The following is a 22,740-nucleotide window of genomic DNA, read 5'->3' as shown; positions in this document are numbered from 1 at the left end:
TCGCCCGAGTGGTGAAATCGGTAGACACAAGGGATTTAAAATCCCTCGGCTTTCGAGCCGTGGCGGTTCAAGTCCGCCCTCGGGCACCATTTATTACTATGCGGGAATAGCTCAGTTGGTAGAGCACGACCTTGCCAAGGTCGGGGTCGCGAGTTCGAGCCTCGTTTCCCGCTCCAATGGCGTGTTAGCAAAGCGGTTATGCACTGGATTGCAAATCCATGTAGCTCGGTTCGACTCCGGGACACGCCTCCACTTGCCCGGGTGGTGAAATCGGTAGACACAAGGGATTTAAAATCCCTCGGCTTTCGAGCCGTGGCGGTTCAAGTCCGCCTCCGGGCACCACTTCTAACCTTTCAAAATCAAAAGGTTACAAAAAGAATATAGCGCCTTAAGGTGCTTTTTTATTACCTAAAATTTATCTCTATTCAAATTTCTGTTAGAATGTCCTAGAACAATTATATACTGTACTCTCTTATTTGGGACATATTAAGCAAACGCTTAATGATTAGCGTTTTTCTATGCCATGAAACCACAAATAAGAGCTATTGCACTAAATAACTATCGTGATTAGGAGATTTCTATAGGTTCAATCCTCCAAGACATGACGTACTGGAATATTAAAATAATTCAACCTCTGTCCTAAATGATCAATTTAGTATAAAAAATAATACCACACTAATTTTAGTTTATAGTATTTTTAATTAGAGTAAAAAATTATAGCAGATATGATCCAACTTATTGATAATATTAATAAATTACTTGGAGAAGATATAAAGCAAAACTTGAATGAGCATTCAAAGCTCAAAATTGCTGCTTCATATTTTTCTATTTATGCTTTTGCCGCCTTAAAAGAAGAGTTAGAAAAGCTAGATTCCGTCCAATTTATTTTTACATCCCCTACCTTTATAAATAATCAAATTGCTGACAATTTAAAAAAAGAAAAACGAGAATTTATCATCCCTCAACATGAACGTGAAAATGGTATATATGGTACAGAGTTTGAAATTCATTTAAAAAATAAGCTAATTCAAAAGGCAATCGCTAAAGAATGTGCAGCTTGGATCCGCCGTAAAGCCTCGTTTCAATCGAATATAGATGAATCCGTAATGCAAGAAATGATATGCATACAAAACTCTGATTCAATTACTGCATATAGCCCTATTCAAGGGTTTACTCCTGTCGGTTTAGGATATAAAAAAGGTAATGCGTTATCAAATCTAGTAAACTGCTTAAATTCACCACTATCAAATCAGTATATGCAATTATTTGATCAAATATGGGCGGATACAAGTAAAGTTAAGGATATCACTAGCGAGATAATTAGCCATATAGAGTCAGTGTATCAAGAAAATGCACCTGAAAAAATCTACTTTCTATTTTTATACAATATTTTTAAAGAATTTTTAGAAAATATTGGCGAAGATGTAATGCCTAATAATTTAACTGGTTATCAAGATACCTTAGTATGGCAAAAGTTATACAGTTTCCAAAAAGATGCTGCTGTCGGTATTATAAATAAGCTAGAAACTTATAATGGTTGTATTTTAGCCGATAGCGTTGGGCTAGGTAAAACATTTACGGCTCTTGCAGTCATTAAATACTATGAGTTAAGAAATAAAAGTGTATTGGTATTATGTCCTAAAAAACTTGGTGAAAACTGGACAAATTACAATACAAATCTTGTCACCAATATCTTTGCAAGTGATAGATTTAATTATGATGTCTTATATCATACTGATTTATCACGTGATTCAGGACATACCTTAGGTATTGACTTAGCAAAAATTAATTGGGGTAACTATGATTTAGTTGTTATTGATGAATCGCATAATTTCCGCAATAATGATGCTTTTAAAGATAAACAGACTCGTTATGAACGCCTTATGGAAAAAGTAATGCGTCAGGGAGTAAAAACAAAAGTATTAATGCTTTCAGCAACCCCCGTCAATAATCGTTTTAATGATTTAAAAAATCAATTGGCTCTAGCCTATGAAGGTAACACTGCTGAGATTAATGAAAAGCTCGATACTAATAAAGATATTGATACAATTTTCAAGTCTGCTCAGACTCAATTTAATACGTGGGCCAAACTTCCTCTAGCACAACGTACCACTCAAAAAATATTAAATTTATTAGACTTTGATTTTTTCAAGTTATTAGATAGCGTAACTATTGCTCGCTCCCGCAAACATATCCAAAAATTTTACAATACTACAGATATTGGCTCCTTCCCTGAACGGTTAAAACCTATTTCATTTCGCTGTGGTATTAGTGAAGATAACATTATCACTCTGAATGATATTTATGCGAGTTTATCTGCATTAAATTTATCCGTATATGCCCCATTTAGTTTTATTTTTCCAAGTAAAATACAAAAATATGAGGATCTTTTTGATACAAAAACAAAAGATGGTGGGCGTTTAAAACAAAAAGATCGTGAGAAGAGTTTACAATCACTGATGACTGTAAATTTATTAAAACGATTAGAAAGTTCTATCCATTCATTTAGGTTAACTCTCCAGACCCTCTACAACCGTATTCAAGATATGCTTAATCAAATTGAGCGGTTTGAAAACAATGACACTGATACAAACATTGACATTAATTTAGAATATAATGAGGATGACAATGATCCAAACGAATGGATTGGAGAAAAACTAAAAATTAATCTCAATGATGTTGATATTGTACTATGGAAACAAGAGCTATCTGCTGACAATGAAATTATATCTAATTTATTAGCTCGCATAAAGCCGATTACACCACAAAAAGACCATAAGTTACAGCATATAAAAAAACATATCATTGATAAAATCAATAATCCTATCAATAGTAATAATAAAAAAATCATTATTTTTACAGCATTCGCTGATACGGCTGATTATCTATTCAACAACCTTGCTGATGAATTATTAGTAGAATTAGGTATTCACACAGCCAAAATTACGGGCACCAATAATACTGCGACTATAAAATCTCGTCCTAATAGTCGACAATATTACGATATGCAAGGATTGCTAACCTTATTTTCTCCACGATCAAAATCTAAAAATCAAATTTTTCCAGATGAGCAGAGAGAGGTTGATTTACTGATTGCAACTGACTGTATTTCAGAAGGTCAAAACCTACAAGATTGTGACTACTTAATCAATTACGATATCCATTGGAACCCCGTGCGTATTATCCAACGCTTTGGGCGTATTGATCGTATCGGTTCGCAAAACAAATATATCCAACTAGTTAATTATTGGCCTAATATTTCGCTTGATAGCTATATCAATTTACGCGAACGTGTAGAAAACCGCATGGTACTTGTAGATATATCAAGTACTGGTGATGAAAATGTATTGAGTGCTAAATCAAATGATATTGCATATCGGCACGAACAGTTACGACGATTACAAAATGAAGTACTTGATATAGAAGATGCAAATACAGGTGTATCCATAACAGATTTAGGATTAAATGATTTTCGTATGGATTTGCTTAATTATATAGAGCATCATCCAGAAATTAAATCTTTACCAAAAGGATTACACGCTGTCGTACCAGCAAATAATGATATAGGCCTTATTCCTGGTGCAATTTTTGTACTTAAATCTCGTGAAACACTTCATCAGAAAAATATTGTTAATCAACTGCATCCATATTATCTGACTTATGTAACTGAAGATGGTAAAATTGTGTTGGATTACACACAAACAAAACATCTATTAGAGATAGTAAAAAAAGCTTGCTATAAAAAAGATAAACCTATTCCATCGGCATATGAGCGCTTTAATGCTCGTACATGTGATGGTCGAGACATGCAACATTATTCTCAACTCTTAGATACCGTAATCCGTTCTATTAAAGCTGTAAAAGAAGATAAGGATATTGATAGTTTATTTACAGGTGTAACTACAACTGCCTTAAATAACCAAATATCAACTTTAAATGATTTTGAATTAATTGGTTTTATCGTTATAGAACATCCTTAATTGAGTGAAAGATTGTATGAAATTGTATCAATATCCAAATAAAGCAAAAGTAGATAAAGTCATTCCTAAAAATAAATTTTATCAGCAAGGACAAGCAACTAACAAAATTACGCAAGGTTTTGTGAACTGTATTGATAAAGTTATTTGGGCATATAAACTCTCGAGTGACACTATCCACATTGACTGTAATGATGATTTACAAGAAATACAAATATTTCATATTGAAAGCCGACAAAAAGATATAGATATTAGTTTATTAGAGTTCATTGATAAACTTATCTTAACCCCGATCATTTTTGAAATATATTTTGGAGGGAAAGTAAAAATTATAGCAACTTACAAACGTTTAAATAATGTAGATAAGAGTAAAGTTGTACTTGATAAATACTATCAATCAGAATGGTTAGATGATGAAGTAAGACAAGATTTACCAATTTTTCTGAACATTAGTGATTTATATAACCATTTTATTGAACAATTATTACCTCACCACAATACTATCCAGAATAAGGAGTATCCACTTTCTATTACAGAAAAATTAGTCAAAGCCAAACAACGTGAAGCTATTCATAAACAAATAGATAAAATACGTAAGCAAATATTAAGTGAAAAACAATTTAACAAAAAAGTTATACTTAATATGGAATTACATAAATTGCAAACTGACTTAAATAATTTATAACCTAAAGTATCCAATAATTTTAATAAGAGAACACAATAATGACAGCGAAAAATCAAAACAACAAATATGAAGACTATTTGGATATGCACACTAAAAGTAGCGTAGAAACTAATATAGAAAAAATTGCACAACTCTTTCCCCACTGCATCACTGAGGCCGAAGATAAAAATGGCAATCTGCAAAAATGCATCGACTTTACTCTACTCCAACAAGAACTAAAAAACGTTATAGTCGAACCAAACCAAGAACGCTATCGCCTTGACTGGGTCGGCAAGAAAAAGGCCATTCTTGAAGCCAACGCCCCGATAGCCAAAACACTGCGCCCAGCCCGTGAAGAAAGCGTAAATTTTGATACCACCGAAAACCTTTTTATCGAAGGTGATAACCTTGATGCCTTGAAGCTATTACAAGAAAGCTATCTTGGCAAAGTAAAAATAATTTATATCGATCCGCCATATAACACCGGTAAAGATTTTATTTATAAAGATAATTTTTCCGAAAATAGTGGCGACTTTTTACAACGTTCTGAACAAATCGACGAAGATGGCAACCGCCTTATAAGCAACACTGAAACGAACGGTCGCTTTCACTCTGATTGGCTCACAATGATATTTAGTCGCTTAAAATTAGCGCGAAATTTGTTATCCGACGATGGAGTTATTTTTATCAGTATTGATGATAAGGAGGTATATAACTTACGTAAACTATGTAACGAAATTTTTGGAGAAAGTAACTTTATAGCGGAGCTTATAAGAAATACAAATAGCTCAAAAAACCAAAGTAATTTTGTTTCTGTCTCTCACGAATATTGTTTAATTTATGCAAAAAATGAGAGTTTTCTGACTGCTAAATATCAAAATAATAAATGGCAAGTCAAGAAAAATAATATTGATGAATATCTTTCAAAAGTTAAAACTTTACAGAATAAAGGTTTAACAAATGATGAAATTACAGCAGAATTAAAAGAATTAACAAAATATCCACGATTTATAGATTTTACAAATTATTGGTACTTTGATGAAAGAGGACTTTATAGAAAGGGAGATTTAGGCGGTGTAAAAAATGGCAATATGCTTAAAATTGTAAATCCTTTAACCAATAAGGAAGATCCTATTCCACCTGGTGGGTTTAGATATACCCAAGAAAAAATGCAAGATTTAATTATGGATAACCGTGTTCATTTTCACACGGATGGGAGTTTGCCAACAATCAAAAGATATTTAGATGAAAATTCTAATCAACGACCAAAATCTATAATGAGCGATGACCAACGACCTGATTATACTTACTTGCAAAATATGTTTGGCTGTACCGTATTTGATAATCCAAAGCAAATGGATTTTATGAAACGGATTATTGGGATTTTTGAAAAAGAAACTCTTATATTAGATTTTTTCGCAGGCTCTAGCACCACTGCAGATGCGGTTATGCAACTGAATGCTGAAGATGCTGGTAACCGTAAATTTATTATGGTGCAGTTGCCAGAACGAATAGATGATACGGAGAAAAAGAAAAAAGATAATAAAGAGGCAATAGAGTTTTGTGATAAACACAATATGCCAAGGAATATCGCTGAGATTTCTAAAGAACGTATCCGCCGCGCAGGAGCAAAAATTAAAGCCGACAATGCAGGCAAAGATGGTATTGATACACTTGATGTAGGCTTTCGAGTATTAAAAGTTGATAGCACGAATATGCGCGATGTCTATTACCGCCCTGATGACTATAGCCAAGATATGCTTACCCAAATGCGATCCAATATCAAAGATGATCGCAGTGGCGAAGACTTATTATTCCAAGTCATGCTGGACTGGGGCGTACCGTTGACTCTACCAATAGAATGTAAAACGATACAAGGAGCTAAAGTGTATATTGTTGGAATTAATAGTTTAGTTGCAAGTTTTGATACGATTACGACCCAAATGCTTGACGAAATCGCAGAGTTAAAACCATTAAAATTTGTTTCTTGCGAACGTGCCATCGCTTACGATCAAGATAAAACCAATATTAAAGAACGCTTAAAACAGCTATCACCTGAAACTGAAGTTAAATTTATTTAATGGGAGCATATGATAATGAAAATCCATTTTAAGACTCTCGATTATCAAACAGATAGCGTTGACGCCGTAGCTGATTGCTTTATTGGGCAACCTAAAAGTAATGGCGTGCAATACACCATTGATAAAGGTAGAACTAGACCTGTTGCACAGCCTAGTTTCTTATCTAACGATGGAAGTGTAATACATAGCGGGAGTACGAATTATAATGGTCAAAGTATCGATGACGATGACGGCTTTGGTTTTAAAAATGCCCAGTTGTTTGATATAAACGATATTTTACACAATATTCAAAAGGTACAAGCTCGCCAAGGATTACCAAGTTCTAGTGCATTAATTACTGATGACAATGGGAAAAATAAAAATTTAACAGGAAGTTTATTGAATTTAAACATTGAGATGGAAACTGGAACAGGGAAAACATACTGTTATATCCGAACAATGTTTGAATTAAACAAACGCTATGGTTGGTCAAAATTTATTGTTGTGGTGCCAAGTATTGCTATCCGTGAGGGTGTATATAAAAGTTTTACGATGATGGCAGATCATTTCCAACAAGAATATGGCAAAAAAGCACGCTTTTTCATCTATGACTCTAAACAATTGCATCATTTAGAAAGCTTTAGTTCTGATAGTGGTGTTAATGTAATGATTATCAATGTGCAAGCATTTAATTCCATTAAAGAAGGTAATACTGCTGCACGTAAAATTTATGCAGAACTTGATGAATTTCAATCGCGTCGCCCTATTGATGTTATCAGCCGAAATAACCCTATTCTGATTCTCGATGAGCCACAAAAAATGCAAGGAGACAGTACTTTAAAAGCATTATCAAACTTTAACCCATTATTTATTTTGCGTTATTCCGCCACGCATAAACGCGATTATAATTTGATTTATCGCCTTGATGCCCTCGATGCTTATAATCAAAAACTTGTTAAACGCATTACCGTAAAGGGTATAGAAACCAAAGGGTTATCGGGAACACATAGCTATTTATATTTGCAAGATATTGTAGTATCAAAATCAGCACCAGTTGCTCGTTTAGAATTAGAAATCAAACAAAAAAATGGTTTTAAACGAGAAATTAGAAAAGTTGAGAAAGGAGACGATTTATATGCTATTTCTAATGATGCTGAGCAATATAAAGATAGATATATTATCTCAGAAATAGACGCCCGTGATGGATCTGTTCATTTTGTTAATGGTAAAACTATCTATGTTGGTCAAGCACAAGGTCAATTGGATGAAAAGGCATTACGTACCATTCAGATAAGGGAAACAATTAAAGCCCATATTGCTAAAGAAAAAGACTTATTCAAGAAAGGAATTAAGGTGTTGAGTCTATTCTTTATTGATGAAGTAGCAAAATATCGTCAATACGATGAAAATGGTAGTGCTGTCGATGGAGAATATGCAAAGATATTTATTGAGCAATATAAACAGATACTTGATGAAGAATCAGATTTAAATATTGAAGATGATGACTATAAAAATTATCTGAAAAGTATTGATGTTAATCGAACCCACGAAGGCTATTTTTCTATTGATAAAAAAACAAAAAGAATGGTTGAACCAGCAAAATTTGTTAAAGATGAAGATAAAATGAACGTCGCTGATGATATTGATGCCTATGATTTAATCTTAAAAGATAAAGAAAGTTTACTTGCCTTCCCAGATAAAAATGATAGTGACGAAGATAAACACAAAAAGAATGTCCGTTTTATTTTTTCTCACTCCGCATTACGTGAAGGTTGGGATAATCCAAATATTTTTGTTATTTGTACTCTCAAACATTCCGATAATGTTATTTCCCGTCGTCAAGAAGTAGGCCGGGGCTTAAGATTGGCCGTAAATAAGAACGGTGATCGTATGGATAGCCATTATCTTGGGGCAGAGGGAGCAGTCCATAGTATCAATGATTTAACCGTTGTTACTAATGAAAGTTATACACAGTTTGTAACAGAGCTACAAAGCGAAATTATTAAAACATTAGCAAGTCGTCCGACAACAGCTACACCTGACTATTTTAAAGGTAAAACTATTTATGATAATGATGGTAAACAAGTAATAATTAACGGTGACATGGCGAATAAGATTTATAAATACCTTATCAAGCATAATTATATTGATGAGGAGGATAAAATTACTAGCCAATATCGAGAAGATAAAGCTAATGGTCAATTAGCACCACTTCCAGAAGCATTGCAAACATTTGAGGAAAGTATATATAAACTTACTGATGCGATACTTAATCCTACGATACTAGCTGATATGTTCGGTAATGATAATAAAACTATTTCCAATCCGATTAATAAGCGCAATTTAGATCGTAAAGAATTCCAAGCACTATGGTCGCAAATCAATAAAAAAGCGATTTATCAAATTGCTCTCGATAGCGATATTTTAGTTACGAATAGTATTGATGCTATCCAGAAAGTAGCTGATAAACGTAACAATAATTTTGTTGAAACATTAACTTATGTAGTAAGAACTGGCGAACAAGTTGATAATTTGTCCAAAGAACAATTATCTGATAACCAAGGATTCGGAAAGACAACGATACAAACAGAGAAACCAAAAATTTCTACGCATACAGATGTATCTTATGACTTGGTTGGTGATATTGCAGAGCGAACAAACCTTACTAGAAAAACGATCGTCCGTATTCTACAAGGAATAGCTAAACAGATTTTCTTACAATTTAAGAATAATCCCGAAGCATTCATTAGAGAAGTCAGTGAGATTATTAATGAACAACAAGCAAGTATGCTGATACAGAATTTACAATACTACCCTATTGAGAAAAGATATTTGGCAAACGAGATATTTGTAACGAATAAAGTGCCTAGTACTGCGATGAAAGTTGAAAAACACGTATGGGAATATATAAACACAGACTCAAAGGTTGAGAAAAAATTAGCAGAGAATTTGGAAAGCGCTGTTGATGAAGTGATTGTATATGCCAAATTACCTGATACTTTCAGGATTCCGACTCCCTTCGGTAGTTACAATCCAGATTGGGCAATTGCGTTTAATCAAGAAAAAGTACGCCATATTTACTTTGTGGCTGAAACAAAAGGTTCATCACTCGATAAAGACCTGAAAGATGCTGAAAAACGTAAAATCGAAAGTGCTAAAATATTTTTCAATACACTCGCAGATAGTAGCATTCCGACCGATCAACAAGTTAAATATGGCGTTATCAGTAATTATGACGAACTTGAACAAATTATTGGGATAAAAGAAATGGGAGCATAACTTGTAGTTATTAATTTCTCATTTTCTACCAAAATAACCTTTAAGTCTTCAGGAATAATCAAATTAGCTGATTATTCCTGAATAAATAATGATAATCATCTTGGAACCACAATAATTCCCCCGTGATTCTTTACCCTTTCCCAAAACATCTTTCCAAATCTGTTAAATAAAATATTATGACTATTACAGCAATAGCCAACCAGTGATACTAAATACCCCATTAAACGTAGATTAATTATACAAAAATAGATTAGAATGATTACTATTTAGATTGTATTTTGCTTTTTATTGGAGTCTTTTATGAAACTAAAAGCTTTATTATTAACTACGCTTTGTTCATCGGCTTTTGCTGCGATTGCCGATAATGGTCCGCCTGCTTGGTTTGGAAAAGAAAGTCAGATCAATGATACCCGCATTCTTTCTATCCCTAATTATGTTTTTAATCTTCCCCACGCCCAAAATAGTCCTCAATATTCTCCGAAATCAAATGCGCCATTATTAATAAAATTCTGGGCGAGTTGGTGCCCGCTTTGCCTAGCTACGTTACAAGAAAGCCAGGACTGGCAACATAATAAGGCTCTTCAGAATCTTAACTTTGTTACGGTTGCCTCCCCTGATTTTCTGAATGAAAAAAATTTCCAAAATTTTAATCTATGGTACAAGGGACTGGACTACCCTGATTTGCCTGTATTTCTTGATAATGGCGGTAAATTAGCAAAACAATTGGGCATTACTGTCTATCCTAGCTATGCGCTTTTCAGTCCAAGTGGTGAACTTTTACGTATTCATAGAGGGAATCTTAGCCTTGCACAATTACAAACATTATTAAAAGATCCACGAGCTAACTTAAATAAGGTGAATAAAATGACGTTGTATCAAAATAAAATCGCAAACGATAGTGCAGTAAATCAGATGGCTGATCCTCAACCTATTTACTTAGCTGGAGGTTGTTTCTGGGGATTAGAAGCTTATTTTGAACGTATTCCAGGTGTTATTGATGCGGTATCAGGATATGCGAATAGCCGTATTCCAAATCCAACCTATCAACAAGTTGTTACAGGTAGAACAGGTGCTGCGGAGACTGTAAAAATTACGTTTGATGCGAATCGTATTTCATTAGATCAAATTTTACGTTATTACTTCCGTGTTATCGATCCTACTAGTTTAAATAAACAAGGTAATGATAGAGGAACACAATATCGCACGGGAATTTACTATACTAATTCTAGTGAACGCCCAATTATTGATGCTGCCCTCATGCGTGAAGCGAAAAAATTTGATGTTCCGCTCGCTGTCGAAACCCAAAAGCTGACAAATTTCTATGAAGCGGAAGATTATCATCAAGACTATTTGCAAAAAAATCCAAATGGATATTGTCACATTGATATTTCCAAAGCTGATGTTCCATTGGAGCCAATACCAGAGGATAAACACTATAAAAAACCAAGTGAGCAAGAACTTAGAGAAAAATTAAGTGATTTATCTTATCGAGTCACCCAACAAGGTGCGACAGAGCGGGCATTTAGTCATGCCTATGATGAATTATTTGAGCCTGGGATTTATGTAGATATTGTAAGTGGCGAGCCATTATTTAGTAGTGCAGATAAATACCGTTCTGGTTGTGGGTGGCCGAGCTTTACCCAGCCAATCCAAGCCAAAGCGTTGACGGAAAAAGATGATTACAGCTTCAATATGCATCGTATTGAAGTGCGTAGTAGCCAAGCTAATTCGCACCTTGGACATGTTTTTAATGATGGTCCAAAAGATAAAGGTGGATTACGTTATTGTATTAATGGAGCAAGCCTTAAATTCATTCCACTTAATAAAATGGCAGAAGAAGGCTATGGGGAATGGATTGATAAAGTAAAATAATTGTATTTATCATATTGTCAAAGAAAATGGGCGGCACATAATTATATGTGCCGCCCTAATTTTCGGAAAAATTTACATTAATCAATATTTACCATTGATAACCGAAACTCATTCCGCCACCAAAATTCTTTTGGGTATCTTTTGACACTGCAGTTTTTACAATCCATTTACCATTATCTGATATACGAGATACACCTATCGCAATAGCTTGTTGATCACGATAATGCCCTAAAGATGCCCCTACCATACTTCTTCCTGCACTAAAAGGTTGAGGTAAAAGTGCAGTGGCCACTGCAGAAGCACTTCCTGCACGAGATTCTTTGCTAACTTTATGAATTTTATCATCAATACCTGCTTGTATATGATGCATTTCTTTCTTCAATCCATCAAGTTGTCTAAGATTAACGGCATCCATTGGCGCTTGACCATCAGCCACATTAGAAATTACATTACCACCATTATTTAAGCCCTGTGCCGTTAGAGAAACAGCTGGTTGTCCCTTGTGGGATTGAATCGTTATCCCTTGCTGGGTAATTTTTGTTTGCGCACCAGTTTTATCTCTCCCTACATTAATCGCTTTAAAGGTTGGCGTATCTTTCATCTTAATTTCAATTACACCATTACCATTTTGTTGCTGAGTATATTGTGTAGTTAAATTCTCACTACTATAAACGGCATTCGGATCAGCTTTACTTCCTTGGATTGCAATATGGGAACCAAGTTTTTGTTGTCCGTGACCTGTATTACCAGAAAAATCTAGCCCTTTAGTTAAATCTACATGATTAATCGCAGTCTTAACAGATTTAATCGCCTGAGTTAAATCACCTACATTTACTGCATTTTTAAAAATCTCATTATCACTGTTGCTAATCTTCTCAATGTCTGAAAATGATTTTCCATCAAAACCACTTGCAACATGCGTAATTTTGTTATTGGCATTATCTAAGCCATTTTTAGTTAAAGATGGTCCATGCATCTGACCATTTGCAATGGTTATGCCCTGATTATCTACTTTAACATCACCGACTTGGATATGATCTTTAGCCTTGAGACTATTTACATCAAGATCTTTATTCAATTCAACCTTAATAATCGTTGTCCCAGTGGGGGTTTGTTTTAATTCTGTCGTAATATTTTTATTATCACCTTTTATATCCACTTGTGAGCCTAATTTATTGGTAACAGGACCGCCATGATCACCTTTAAATTTTAGCCCCAAATGTATGACAGATTTCAACTGTGCAACATTCACTGCATCAGTATCCTCTGTTCCTGCTGAAACATGCGTAATCTGACGAATTTTACCCTCTTTACCAATTGAAACTGCAGCGCCTGTGGAATAGAAAGCCTTGGAACTACTTTTATCTTTATCTTCTGGGTATGGATTAAAGCCTACGGTTCCAGCTTTACGTTTGACTATTGAATCAGTACCGATTGCGATACCATCTATTACTTCTGTATGAGCATTACTACCGATAGCAATAGATCGATCTTTATTAGCGATAGCTGTATCACCTAATGCGATAGAATCATTACCTTTGGATTCGGTTGATACTCCAATAGATATTGCACTATCTCCACTAGAATTAGCTTGATAACCTAACGCAATAGAACTTACCCCAGATGAGTTTGAATTTGATCCAATGGCTGTGCCTCCTGTCCCCTTTACATGTACATTAGCACCAATACCGACAGTAGAAGCACTAGTCACAGAACTTAAAGCACCTATTATTACACTATTATCACCATTGGCTGTTGCTTGCGTTCCTAATGCTAATGCAGAATGACCAATAGTTTTAGCCCCCTCTCCTATTGCTGTAGAATACGTACCACTAGCATTAGTAGATGCACCATCACCGACACTCAAATTTAAGTTTTGAGCATTACTTTTAATCAAATCAGAATCCTTTGCTTGCCCTATCATTGGATAGATTGCTATAGTGCTAAACAAAACTACTTCCAATGCTGTTCTTCGTTTTAAAGAATTATTCAAAAAAAACTTTTTCATTATCCTCTCCCTAATACATTTACTTCTAACAAAATCTCATTGTTCTAATAAAAAATCTTCTATAATACAGAGGTTTTTATTAAATAATTTTAATGTTTTTATCAGAAAATAAGGGGAAGTTTTATCTCCCCCTTATTTTTATGGATTATTTCGTTTTTTCTACTACGAAAGCACCATTAAAATCACCAGTCACGGTACCAGTGACATACTTCAACTGGTTCTGATCATCCTTCACAAAGGTTAAATCATCATGTGCGCTTGAGCCTTTTGCTCCTGCCTTAATCCCTAAAGCTTCTTGTCCACTTGTTGCTGTGAAGACTAGATTTTTCGTATCACCATTAATATTAAATAAAGTATCATCCTTTATATTTGGATCTAAAACTTTACCTTTCGCATGTCCATTTTTAAAGGAAAGCTCCATATCCCCAAATTTAACAATGCGTTCTGTTTGATAACTATTATTTAATGGCGAATACATAAAGCCATTTTTCTTACTAAACTCTGCATTAAGATCTGTAGGAACATTTCGTTCACGATTTTTTTCATTAATTGCTCGTACATATTTAGATGTTAAAGTACGACCATCACCATTTTGGTTATATTGATAATATCCAACATATCCTGTTTTAAATTTGCCTAGTGGCACAAAGTAATAATAATTACCTTCAGTTGTATTCGTTGTTTTTACTATTTTTGTATTTTCAGGTTCTAACTTAACAATATCTGGTTGTTTCTTTCTGATAAAATCATGATCATCTTGATATTTTTTATTTTGGTTCTCTTCATATACATCAATTGTTAATGTTAACGGATCGCCATTTTTCATTACAGAATCTAGTCCTGTTGTATAAAATTTTGCATGCGCCGCATTATCTGCTGAAGTTTCCTTGCTCATTTGATTATTAGGCTGCATTGGAGCAGGAATAGTCATTTCGGGTGCCATTGGTACTTTTTGATTTGGCATATTCCCTTTTGTTTCTCCCTGTGATTGAGTATTTTGATTTTTACTCATATTATGCGTCACAGATGATGTTAAATTTTGTTTGGACTGGCTCTGATGATCTTTATCATGACCTGAACTTCCACCACCTGAACCACATGCGGTTAAAAGGCTTATTAAACCTAATGATAAAATTTTCTTTTGCATATAAATACGCTCCTAACTGATTTAATAAAATAAAAATGATCTAAAATGTTTTATTAATTTGTATCACAACTTGTTTTTTGACGTGATTTTTAAAAACATTTGTACTTCTAAACTTTTTATACTGGAAGGTTAACCGAGGTTGAAATCCTTTAAATTGCCATGGTTGATACCAAATAGAATAATCAACCTTCCATTCCCTATCTATTCGACGCTTAGTAAAGAAAGAAATAAAACTTTGTGGATCAATTGGAGCTTGATAAAAACGTTTACTATAATCAAAACGAATTGCCTGCCCTAATTTCAATATTTCTCCTTCTATTCCAGAATAAAGATTCCACTGACGATAACTATCGTAACCCTGATGAGCCATAAAAGAACGATAATCTCCACCTAATTCAAATCTAAATTTAGGTAAAAAATAAGCCATATTTACGCCGTAACTTGTAATATTTGCTTTCAAAATATCATTCTGATAATGGCGTTGGGATAATCTTATAAAAGGCGAAATTCTAATATGTGAACTAGCATAAAAGTGTGTGAAAAAGTTTGTTCCCACTCCGTAATATTCACGTCTTAAATGCCCAGCACCATCGGTTCCTCCTCCGTAAAAACTTTGAGTAACAAAAGGACTAACACCTAATGTAATCCGATTAAATTGTTTACCAAAACGTGGGGCAACAGAGAGATCTAATTCATCAAATGCATGACGATTATATATTTTCCCCGTACCAATAAGAGATATCCCTGTAAATAAGCCGTTCCATGTTGGTCCTAGGATAGGAGCAAGCTCCCAATTATGACTCGCAACCAAACCATAACTTACTCCGACCCCGCTTTCTGGTTTAGCGGTAGAAATTAAGTTATCTACTCGTGTTCCTACAGGTGCAATATTCGTTAAATTATTATCTCGTAAATAACTTAATGAAAAATCATATTCCCAATGAGATTCTGGGTGTAAGAAATTTAAATAATCTTTTGCAATATCTTGGATATTTTTAGGGGCCTGTGTAGCTAATAAATAAAGCTCACGTTTTCCCTGAAAATAATCACCATTTTGTAGTAATAATAAGGCTAATTGTAAGCGTGCTACATCTAAATTAGGCTGATTTTCCAATAGCTGTGTATATTCAATAATAGATTGTTCAGGATCTTTTTTTGCCTTTAATAAGGCATCTGCCCATAATATCCAAGTAGGATTTCTTGAAGATAATCCTGCATAAAATGGCAAAAGTTGCTGAACTTTATTAGTATCATTAAGCGTTAATAAAGTAATAAACGCTTTCTCTAATAAAACATTATGTTGTTCAATATTATTTGGTGTAATTTTAATTTTTTGAATGCCATCTTTAACATGACGATTAATAATGACTTCTTGAGCTAAACTACTAGATACATATCCTAAAAAGCTCATAAATAGTATGGATTTAATATAAAATTTCATGCTTATACCCTAAATTTTGATAGATTCTATCCAAATTTAGAAAAAAGAAAAGCAATTTTACATAATTTTTCATATTCTATTAGTAAAACTAATGAATACGCCTACAAATCTCTTTTATTTTTTAACTTAATACCTCTAACTAATTAATTTATAAATAAAAAAAGCGGACCTTTTGGTCCGCTTTCTATTATTTTAATCGCATCAATAAACACCGCTTGATAATAATGTTTCTTTGTCTGTCTTACTGTTTTCAAAAGTCAGTTCGATTTTAACTTTATCTTTGATGTTAAGTTCACGTCGAACCTCATCTGCCATGCCTGTGATAATTTCTTGGTGAGTTGTTTTATTAAACTTAGACCATGCTCCATCATTATTTTTGGATTCTAATTCAAGTTTTACTAAAACTTGATTTCCCATCTGATCGATATCTATGTCATCGACTTTCATTGTATTTGTTCCATCAGTCAATGTGCTATATACCCCTTCCAACTTATCTTCAAGCATATCGTATTTATCATTCGCCATAACGGCTGTTGAACATAACAATAGTGCGCCTAATAAAATCTTTTTCATAGTACTTGCCTTCTGATTAAAGTTAAAAACTAAAAATGAATTTGCATAAGATAAAAGTTTAAAAGCCTTCATGCCTCCTACAATCACTATACCAACACATGACATTCTGTTATTGAATATCACCACATCCTAAGCAATATAAATATTGCCCTTTCGGATCATTGAATTTATCCAATAAATTCACTTTATCCGTAACTTGCGTATAAGCTTTTGGTAATCCCAAACTTTCAATCACTTGTGCTTTAATTGCAGCCTTACCTTGTTGATCTAAGCCTTTAAAGAAACTGAATAATGTTGGATTATCTTCGTTTTCAACCCACTCTACACCCAGATCTTTTTCAGTAATTTTATCGTTATCCGCAACAATCAAGCTTTTCACTTTAGCAACTGCGTCATCAAAATTACCTAATTCATCAACTAAATGATTTTTAAGTGCATCACGTCCTAACCATACTTGTCCCTGTGCGATTTTATCTACATCCGCTTTAGACATATGGCGTCCTTCACTAACAATCGTTAAGAAACGATCATAACCATGATTAATTTCTTGCTGCAAAATGTCACCATTAATCGGCGTAATACCACTTAACATAGAGCTTTTTGCTAAATCACTTGTACTTACGCCATCGGCATTCACACCGATTTTGTGTAAGGTTTTTTCAAAAGTTGGAATCATCGCAAAAATACCGATAGAGCCAGTTAACGTATCAGGATCGGCAACGATATAATTCGCCCCACTTGAAATCCAATAGCCACCAGATGCCGCCATGCCTCCCATGGATACCACAACAGGTTTGCCTTCGGCTTTAATTTGCATGAGCATTTGACGAATTAATTCTGAAGCAAATGCACTACCACCTGGACTATTTACACGTAAAATGACACCTTTAATATTATCGTCGTGATAAACTTCATTTAATTGTTTAACGATAGTATCGCCACCTGTTTGACCATCACGACTTTCTCCATCAATAATGTCACCTTCTACGCTAATCACTGCGATTTTATCTTTCTTCGTAGTCGTCATTACATCTGGTAAAGTTTTAAGATAAGTATCATAGTTAATTAGATTCGGTTCACCTTCTTTATTCTCACCAAATTTATCCGCTAGTGCTTTTTCAAAGGTAAGGGAATTTGCAAAATTCGTTACGAGATGACGTTCTTTTGCATAAAGCGTATTATCTCCATTTAAACGTTTTAAATCGTCTAAATAAGTGGTTGCAGATGGTAAAACTTGCTGTGCAGTGATATTACGATTCTTCGCTACCACATTCACATAATCTTGCCATGTTTGATCAAGCCAACGTTGCATATTACTACGTGCTGCTTGTGACATATCTTCACGCATAAACGGCTCAACCGCAGATTTATATGTGCCCACACGGAAAATATGCGGAGTCACGTCTAATTTATCCAATAAATTTTTGAAATAAAGGTTTTCAACATTTAGACCTGTAATTCCTACCTGTCCCATCGGATTCATATAAATTTGATCGGCATAACTTGCTAATAAATAGCTACGTTGCCCATAATTTTGGGCGTAAGCAATTACAGGTTTATGGCTTTGTTTAAAGTCGGCAATCGCATCGCCCACATAGTGGATTGCAGGGAAATTACCTTGTGTAAAATCACTTAAATTTAAAACAAGCCCATCAATTTTCGGATCATTTTTTGCATGACGAATGGCATTGACGAGATCAAAAATAGAATATTGCTGTGGAGTATCATCACTGCTTGATAATGCCTCTTTCACTAATTGACGCACACTATCCTCTGGACGATTATCCGCAAGATAACCATTAAGATCGATATATAATGCCCCTTTTTGTGGCAATGTCGGTTGGGTATTTTTATTTCCTTACCATTGATTTAACTGGTGTACGCCAACAAAGATAGCCGCACAAATTACGACAAAGAAAAGGAAGACAATATTCATCACTAATTCACGGATGAAATTTAAACACTTCCATAGGAATTTACATAAAAATGTCATGGAGTTTTTAATCCTTCATTAATTAAATTTAGAACAAATAATAGCACATTTTCATCGAGGACCATGAACAACAAAATTTTTATGTTAAACTTAAGCAAATTTTATTCATTAAAATAGAGCAAATTTATGGATACACTTACTTTATTGACACATCGTCACTCAGAAAAAAAACTCACTTACCCAATTCCTGATGAATCGCAATTAAATCAAATGTTTGAGGCAGCGACACACGTACCTGATCATGCTCGCTTACAGCCTTATCGCTTTATCGTTCTTTCCCCTGAAATCATGCCCGATTTCCAAAGATTACTGCAAGCTGGTGCTGATGAACTTAATTTAGGTGAAAGCCGCAAACAAAAAGCCGAAACCATTTGTCAAAACAGCCCAATGATGATTGCAGTTATTGCTCAACTTGATCCAGACTTTGAAAAAGTACCGACATGGGAACAACTTGCTTGTGCGAGTTGCAGTGCTTATGCCATCCAACTCGCAGCCAATGCATTAGGGTTTGATAACGCATGGCTTTCTGGAAAATGGTTAGAAAGTAACGCAGTACGTGAAGGATTAGATTGTGCTGAAAATGAAAAAATTATTGCGCTCATAGCAATAGGAACATGTACAGAAAAAAGCACACCTAAACCACGTAAAAAATCTCTCGAAGATCTCGTCGAATATTTATAAATTTTTAAATATCACGCCCCGTTTTTCGTAGAAATTTATATTATTTTATTACGAATTTAAATGAGAAAGATTTTGCTTTTCATGGCGGATCGCAGTATAACTGGAAACAATTATAAATAATCTCATAAGGACGCATTATGAACGTTTTTTTATCAACTCAACCTGCTGCTGAAATGTGGGGAAAAAACGCAATTTTAAGTTTCGGTGACAATGGTGCCACTATTCATATCAACAACGATAACGTACTAACCGATATCCAACGTGCGGCTCGAAAACTACGTAATCAAGGCATTAACGACACTGATTTAGAAGGGGAAGGTTGGGATTTAGAAACCTGCTGGGCTTTCTACCAAGGATTTTACACTGCAAAACAAAACTATGATTTAAGTCTGCCTGTGCTTGATGAAGAAAGTCATGAAACACTGCTTGCTCGTATCATTTGTGGTGATTTTGTCCGTGAAATTATTAATACGCCAGCACAACATATGACGCCTGTTCATCTTGCTCACGAAGCCCTTAAATTTATTGAGCATATGACTCAAGAATACGCACCACAAAGTGAGATCAATGCCAGAATTATTGAAGGCAAAGCCCTACTTGAAGAAAACTATCAAGGTATTTGGACAGTGGGTAAAGGGGCGAAGAATCCACCTGCTATGCTTCAACTAGATTATAATCCGACAGGCAATCCAGATGCCCCTACTTTTGCGTGTTTAGTCGGTAAAGGTATCACTTTCGATAGCGGTGGCTATAGCATCAAACCAACAGAAAGCATGGTAACAATGCGTACCGATATGGGGGGCGCTGCATTATTAACTGGCGCATTAGGTATGGCTATCGCAGCTGGACTTAACCAACGTGTTAAACTTGTACTTTGTTGCGCAGAAAACATGGTTAGTGCGGATGCGATGAAACTCGGTGATATCATTGAATATAGCAATGGTGTTACTGTAGAAATTCTGAATACTGATGCAGAAGGTCGCCTCGTGCTTGCTGATGGTTTAATCTGGGCTGATCAACAAAATCCAGAAATGATTATCGATGCTGCAACCTTAACTGGTGCGGCTAAACGTGCTGTTGGCACTGAATATCATACCATTCTTTCAATGGATGAAGATCTTGTCCTTGATTTAATGGAATCTGCAGAAGAAGCCAACGAATTATTCTGGCGCTTACCTTTTGCTAAATTCCACCGTGATCAAATTAAATCACAATTTGCAGATATTGCGAATACGGCAACTGTATCTTCTCCAGCTGGTGCAAGTACCGCAACCGCTTTCTTATCTTATTTCGTTAAAGATTATCCTCGCCATTGGCTTCACATTGATGCGTCTGCAACATTCCGTGCTGCCCCAACTGATTTATGGGCTGCGGGTGCGACAGGTATCGGTGTGCAAACTGTGGCAAACTTACTATTATTAAATCAAGAATAAAAAGGAATTTTATGCAACAAACTTTTGCTATTATTAAACCAGATGCTGTTCAACGTAATATTATTGGTCAGATCATTGCACGTTTAGAAAAAAATGGATTTCGTATCGCAGCAATGAAAATGTGTCACTTAAGCCCTGCGCAAGCACAAGGCTTTTACCAAGAACACGAAGGCAAACCATTCTTTGATGGGCTTGTAGAATACATGACCTCAGGTCCTGTGGTACTTTGTGTTTTAGAAAAAGAAAATGCGGTTGCTGATTACCGCAAATTAATGGGAACGACTGATCCAGCTGAAGCTGAAAAAGGGACACTACGTGCCGATTTCGCTGTAAATAAACGTCAAAATAGCGTACATGGTTCTGATAGCATAGCAAGTGCAGCACGAGAAATTAGTTATTTCTTTGCTCAAACTGAAATTGTAGGCTAAGTTTGTGATAATAAAAAAGCGGATATATCCTTATCCGCTTTTTTAATTTTCTTATAAAAACTAATCATCAGTTAGTTTTTCTTTTTTCAACGATTGTTCTGGTTGCTCAGGTACATAATCATCTGCATGAAGTGCATTTTCTGCTTCCATTTTTTCAATCATTTCTTCAGATGGCATCGGCGGAAGTTTTACCCATTGTGGTGGGAAAATATTTTTAGGTTCACCTGGTTTTTGGATATCTGGCGCTTTTTTCGCTGCGCCACTTTCTGCTTTAATTAATGCCTCTGTATCTGCCGCTAATTTAGGTAGATTCATTTGCTCATACGCCTCTTTTAATAACGGCAAACTTTCAACAGCGGCTTTTGTAAGTGGATATTGACGTTGCACCGCAACAAGACGATTCGCAACAGCTACCCATGCATTGCGTTTTGCATAGAACTTCGCAATATTCACTTCATGACGAGCAAGTTGTGAGTAAATATATTTAATCCGTTGCAACGCATCAGGGGTATAAGGGCTATTTGGGAATGCCGCAACAAGCATTTGGTAATCTTGCAAAGCACTTTGCATAGATGCACTATCGTGGTTAGCTTGATCAACACCAAAAAGCTCTTGCACCCAATGATCATTTGGGACTTCTTTCGCTAAGCCTGCAAGGTATAACACATAGTCAGAATGAGGCGCATTTCTAAAGTAACGCATAAAAGTATCAGCTGCCCACGAAGCTTTATCGTATTCTTTATTTTCAAAATACGCATAAATTAATTCAATTTGTGTTTGTTGACTATAAATTGTGCGTGGGAATCGACCATTTAATGCATTAAGATACTTGATTGCTTGCGCATAATTTTCATCTTTTAAATAAGTCTGTGCTCGGTGTAATAAAACGGATTCTGGTGCGGTTTGCAGTTCTTTATCCCCAGCACACGCAACCAATAATCCTGTTGCAGCTACTAAAAGCGTCAACTTCAATCTTTTCATAAAACTTATCCTTTTTAAGCTCAGCGAAATTAGATACATTTCTCATTTTATAAAACATCACTGAATTATACACGTTCTTTTATACATTTTTATAAAAAATAATCAATAACTTGTTTATCTTATATCTATTTACCCTACCAATCCTTTTCTTGACACAATAAATGAAAGTAGCGGATCGCATGGTTTTTCCCTACTTAAATAAA

Annotated in this window: 13 protein-coding genes, 4 tRNA genes and 1 pseudogene; 12 read left to right on the top strand and 6 right to left on the bottom strand. The window is 34.8% G+C overall.

Annotation, left to right across the window (positions count from 1 at the left end):
• Positions 1–2: 2 nt before the first annotated feature.
• From EL259_RS07290 to msrAB, 9 genes are all read left to right on the top strand, one after another.
• Positions 3–89 (top strand) — tRNA-Leu (locus EL259_RS07290).
• An 11-nt stretch (positions 90–100) separates the two neighbouring features.
• A tRNA-Gly gene (locus tag EL259_RS07285) sits at positions 101–176 on the top strand.
• A gap of 2 nt (positions 177–178) precedes the next feature.
• A tRNA-Cys gene (locus tag EL259_RS07280) sits at positions 179–252 on the top strand.
• 3 nt (positions 253–255) lie between these two features.
• Positions 256–342: transfer RNA gene (locus tag EL259_RS07275), tRNA-Leu, on the top strand.
• A 383-nt stretch (positions 343–725) separates the two neighbouring features.
• Positions 726–3,980 carry a helicase-related protein gene (locus EL259_RS07270; RefSeq protein WP_232019034.1) on the top strand — a complete coding sequence of 1,085 codons (3,255 nt, stop codon included), beginning with the start codon at positions 726–728 and terminating at the stop codon, positions 3,978–3,980.
• A gap of 16 nt (positions 3,981–3,996) precedes the next feature.
• Positions 3,997–4,662 (top strand): DUF4391 domain-containing protein, encoded by a 666-nt coding sequence (locus EL259_RS07265; protein WP_126600350.1) that lies wholly within the window; start codon positions 3,997–3,999, stop codon positions 4,660–4,662.
• 38 nt (positions 4,663–4,700) lie between these two features.
• The gene (locus EL259_RS07260; protein WP_408608226.1) at positions 4,701–6,722 is read left to right on the top strand and encodes a site-specific DNA-methyltransferase; all 2,022 of its coding nucleotides are present in this window, start codon (positions 4,701–4,703) and stop codon (positions 6,720–6,722) included.
• Between the two features lie 9 nt (positions 6,723–6,731).
• Complete coding sequence (locus tag EL259_RS07255) at positions 6,732–9,980, top strand: type III restriction-modification system endonuclease (protein WP_232019033.1); 3,249 nt, start codon at positions 6,732–6,734, stop codon at positions 9,978–9,980.
• 300 nt (positions 9,981–10,280) lie between these two features.
• Positions 10,281–11,852, top strand: coding sequence for a bifunctional peptide-methionine (S)-S-oxide reductase MsrA/peptide-methionine (R)-S-oxide reductase MsrB (msrAB, locus tag EL259_RS07250; RefSeq protein ID WP_126600348.1), 1,572 nt, complete (start codon positions 10,281–10,283; stop codon positions 11,850–11,852).
• 88 nt (positions 11,853–11,940) lie between these two features.
• Here the strand turns inward: msrAB and EL259_RS07245 are convergent, their stop codons facing one another.
• The 5 genes and pseudogenes from EL259_RS07245 to sppA all read right to left on the bottom strand — a co-directional run bounded on the left by EL259_RS07245 (position 11,941) and on the right by sppA (position 19,014).
• Positions 11,941–13,860 carry a YadA-like family protein gene (locus EL259_RS07245; RefSeq protein WP_126600346.1) on the bottom strand — a complete coding sequence of 640 codons (1,920 nt, stop codon included), beginning with the start codon at positions 13,858–13,860 and terminating at the stop codon, positions 11,941–11,943.
• 145 nt (positions 13,861–14,005) lie between these two features.
• Positions 14,006–15,007 carry a hypothetical protein gene (locus EL259_RS07240; RefSeq protein WP_126600344.1) on the bottom strand — a complete coding sequence of 334 codons (1,002 nt, stop codon included), beginning with the start codon at positions 15,005–15,007 and terminating at the stop codon, positions 14,006–14,008.
• Positions 15,008–15,047: 40 nt separating this feature from the next.
• Positions 15,048–16,448, bottom strand: coding sequence for a surface lipoprotein assembly modifier (locus EL259_RS07235; RefSeq protein ID WP_126600342.1), 1,401 nt, complete (start codon positions 16,446–16,448; stop codon positions 15,048–15,050).
• Positions 16,449–16,649: 201 nt separating this feature from the next.
• Positions 16,650–17,021: a hypothetical protein gene (locus tag EL259_RS07230; protein WP_126600340.1), complete on the bottom strand. Its 372-nt coding sequence runs from the start codon at positions 17,019–17,021 to the stop codon at positions 16,650–16,652.
• Positions 17,022–17,130: 109 nt separating this feature from the next.
• Positions 17,131–19,014: pseudogene (sppA, locus tag EL259_RS07225) on the bottom strand (signal peptide peptidase SppA).
• Between the two features lie 126 nt (positions 19,015–19,140).
• On the opposite strand from sppA, the gene EL259_RS07220 reads away from it, so the two are divergent.
• From EL259_RS07220 to ndk, 3 genes are all read left to right on the top strand, one after another.
• Positions 19,141–19,695 carry a nitroreductase family protein gene (locus EL259_RS07220; protein WP_126600338.1) on the top strand — a complete coding sequence of 185 codons (555 nt, stop codon included), beginning with the start codon at positions 19,141–19,143 and terminating at the stop codon, positions 19,693–19,695.
• 137 nt (positions 19,696–19,832) lie between these two features.
• Entirely contained in the window at positions 19,833–21,128 is a 1,296-nt protein-coding gene (pepB, locus tag EL259_RS07215) for an aminopeptidase PepB (RefSeq protein ID WP_126600336.1), read from the top strand.
• Between the two features lie 11 nt (positions 21,129–21,139).
• A complete protein-coding gene (gene ndk, locus EL259_RS07210) occupies positions 21,140–21,556 on the top strand; it encodes a nucleoside-diphosphate kinase (RefSeq protein WP_126600334.1) in 417 nt (138 codons plus the stop codon).
• 60 nt (positions 21,557–21,616) lie between these two features.
• Here the strand turns inward: ndk and EL259_RS07205 are convergent, their stop codons facing one another.
• Positions 21,617–22,537 carry an outer membrane protein assembly factor BamD gene (locus EL259_RS07205; protein ID WP_172594236.1) on the bottom strand — a complete coding sequence of 307 codons (921 nt, stop codon included), beginning with the start codon at positions 22,535–22,537 and terminating at the stop codon, positions 21,617–21,619.
• Positions 22,538–22,740 lie beyond the last annotated feature (203 nt).

It is taken from the genome of Actinobacillus delphinicola, from assembly GCF_900638385.1.
Lineage (GTDB): Bacteria > Pseudomonadota > Gammaproteobacteria > Enterobacterales > Pasteurellaceae > Actinobacillus_C > Actinobacillus_C delphinicola.
The sequence above is the reverse complement of the archived record's forward strand: the minus strand, read 5'-3'. Positions and strand labels throughout refer to the sequence as shown.

Coding starts and splice junctions, on each gene's coding strand:
- EL259_RS07260 (WP_408608226.1), top strand. CDS start 4,701: ATGACAGCGAAAAATCAAAACAACAAATATGAAGACTATTTGGATATG.
- ndk (WP_126600334.1), top strand. CDS start 21,140: ATGCAACAAACTTTTGCTATTATTAAACCAGATGCTGTTCAACGTAAT.
- EL259_RS07265 (WP_126600350.1), top strand. CDS start 3,997: ATGAAATTGTATCAATATCCAAATAAAGCAAAAGTAGATAAAGTCATT.
- EL259_RS07235 (WP_126600342.1), bottom strand. CDS start 16,448: ATGAAATTTTATATTAAATCCATACTATTTATGAGCTTTTTAGGATAT.
- EL259_RS07270 (WP_232019034.1), top strand. CDS start 726: ATGATCCAACTTATTGATAATATTAATAAATTACTTGGAGAAGATATA.
- EL259_RS07240 (WP_126600344.1), bottom strand. CDS start 15,007: ATGCAAAAGAAAATTTTATCATTAGGTTTAATAAGCCTTTTAACCGCA.
- EL259_RS07255 (WP_232019033.1), top strand. CDS start 6,732: ATGATAATGAAAATCCATTTTAAGACTCTCGATTATCAAACAGATAGC.
- EL259_RS07230 (WP_126600340.1), bottom strand. CDS start 17,021: ATGAAAAAGATTTTATTAGGCGCACTATTGTTATGTTCAACAGCCGTT.
- pepB (WP_126600336.1), top strand. CDS start 19,833: ATGAACGTTTTTTTATCAACTCAACCTGCTGCTGAAATGTGGGGAAAA.
- msrAB (WP_126600348.1), top strand. CDS start 10,281: ATGAAACTAAAAGCTTTATTATTAACTACGCTTTGTTCATCGGCTTTT.
- EL259_RS07245 (WP_126600346.1), bottom strand. CDS start 13,860: ATGAAAAAGTTTTTTTTGAATAATTCTTTAAAACGAAGAACAGCATTG.
- EL259_RS07220 (WP_126600338.1), top strand. CDS start 19,141: ATGGATACACTTACTTTATTGACACATCGTCACTCAGAAAAAAAACTC.
- EL259_RS07205 (WP_172594236.1), bottom strand. CDS start 22,537: ATGAAAAGATTGAAGTTGACGCTTTTAGTAGCTGCAACAGGATTATTG.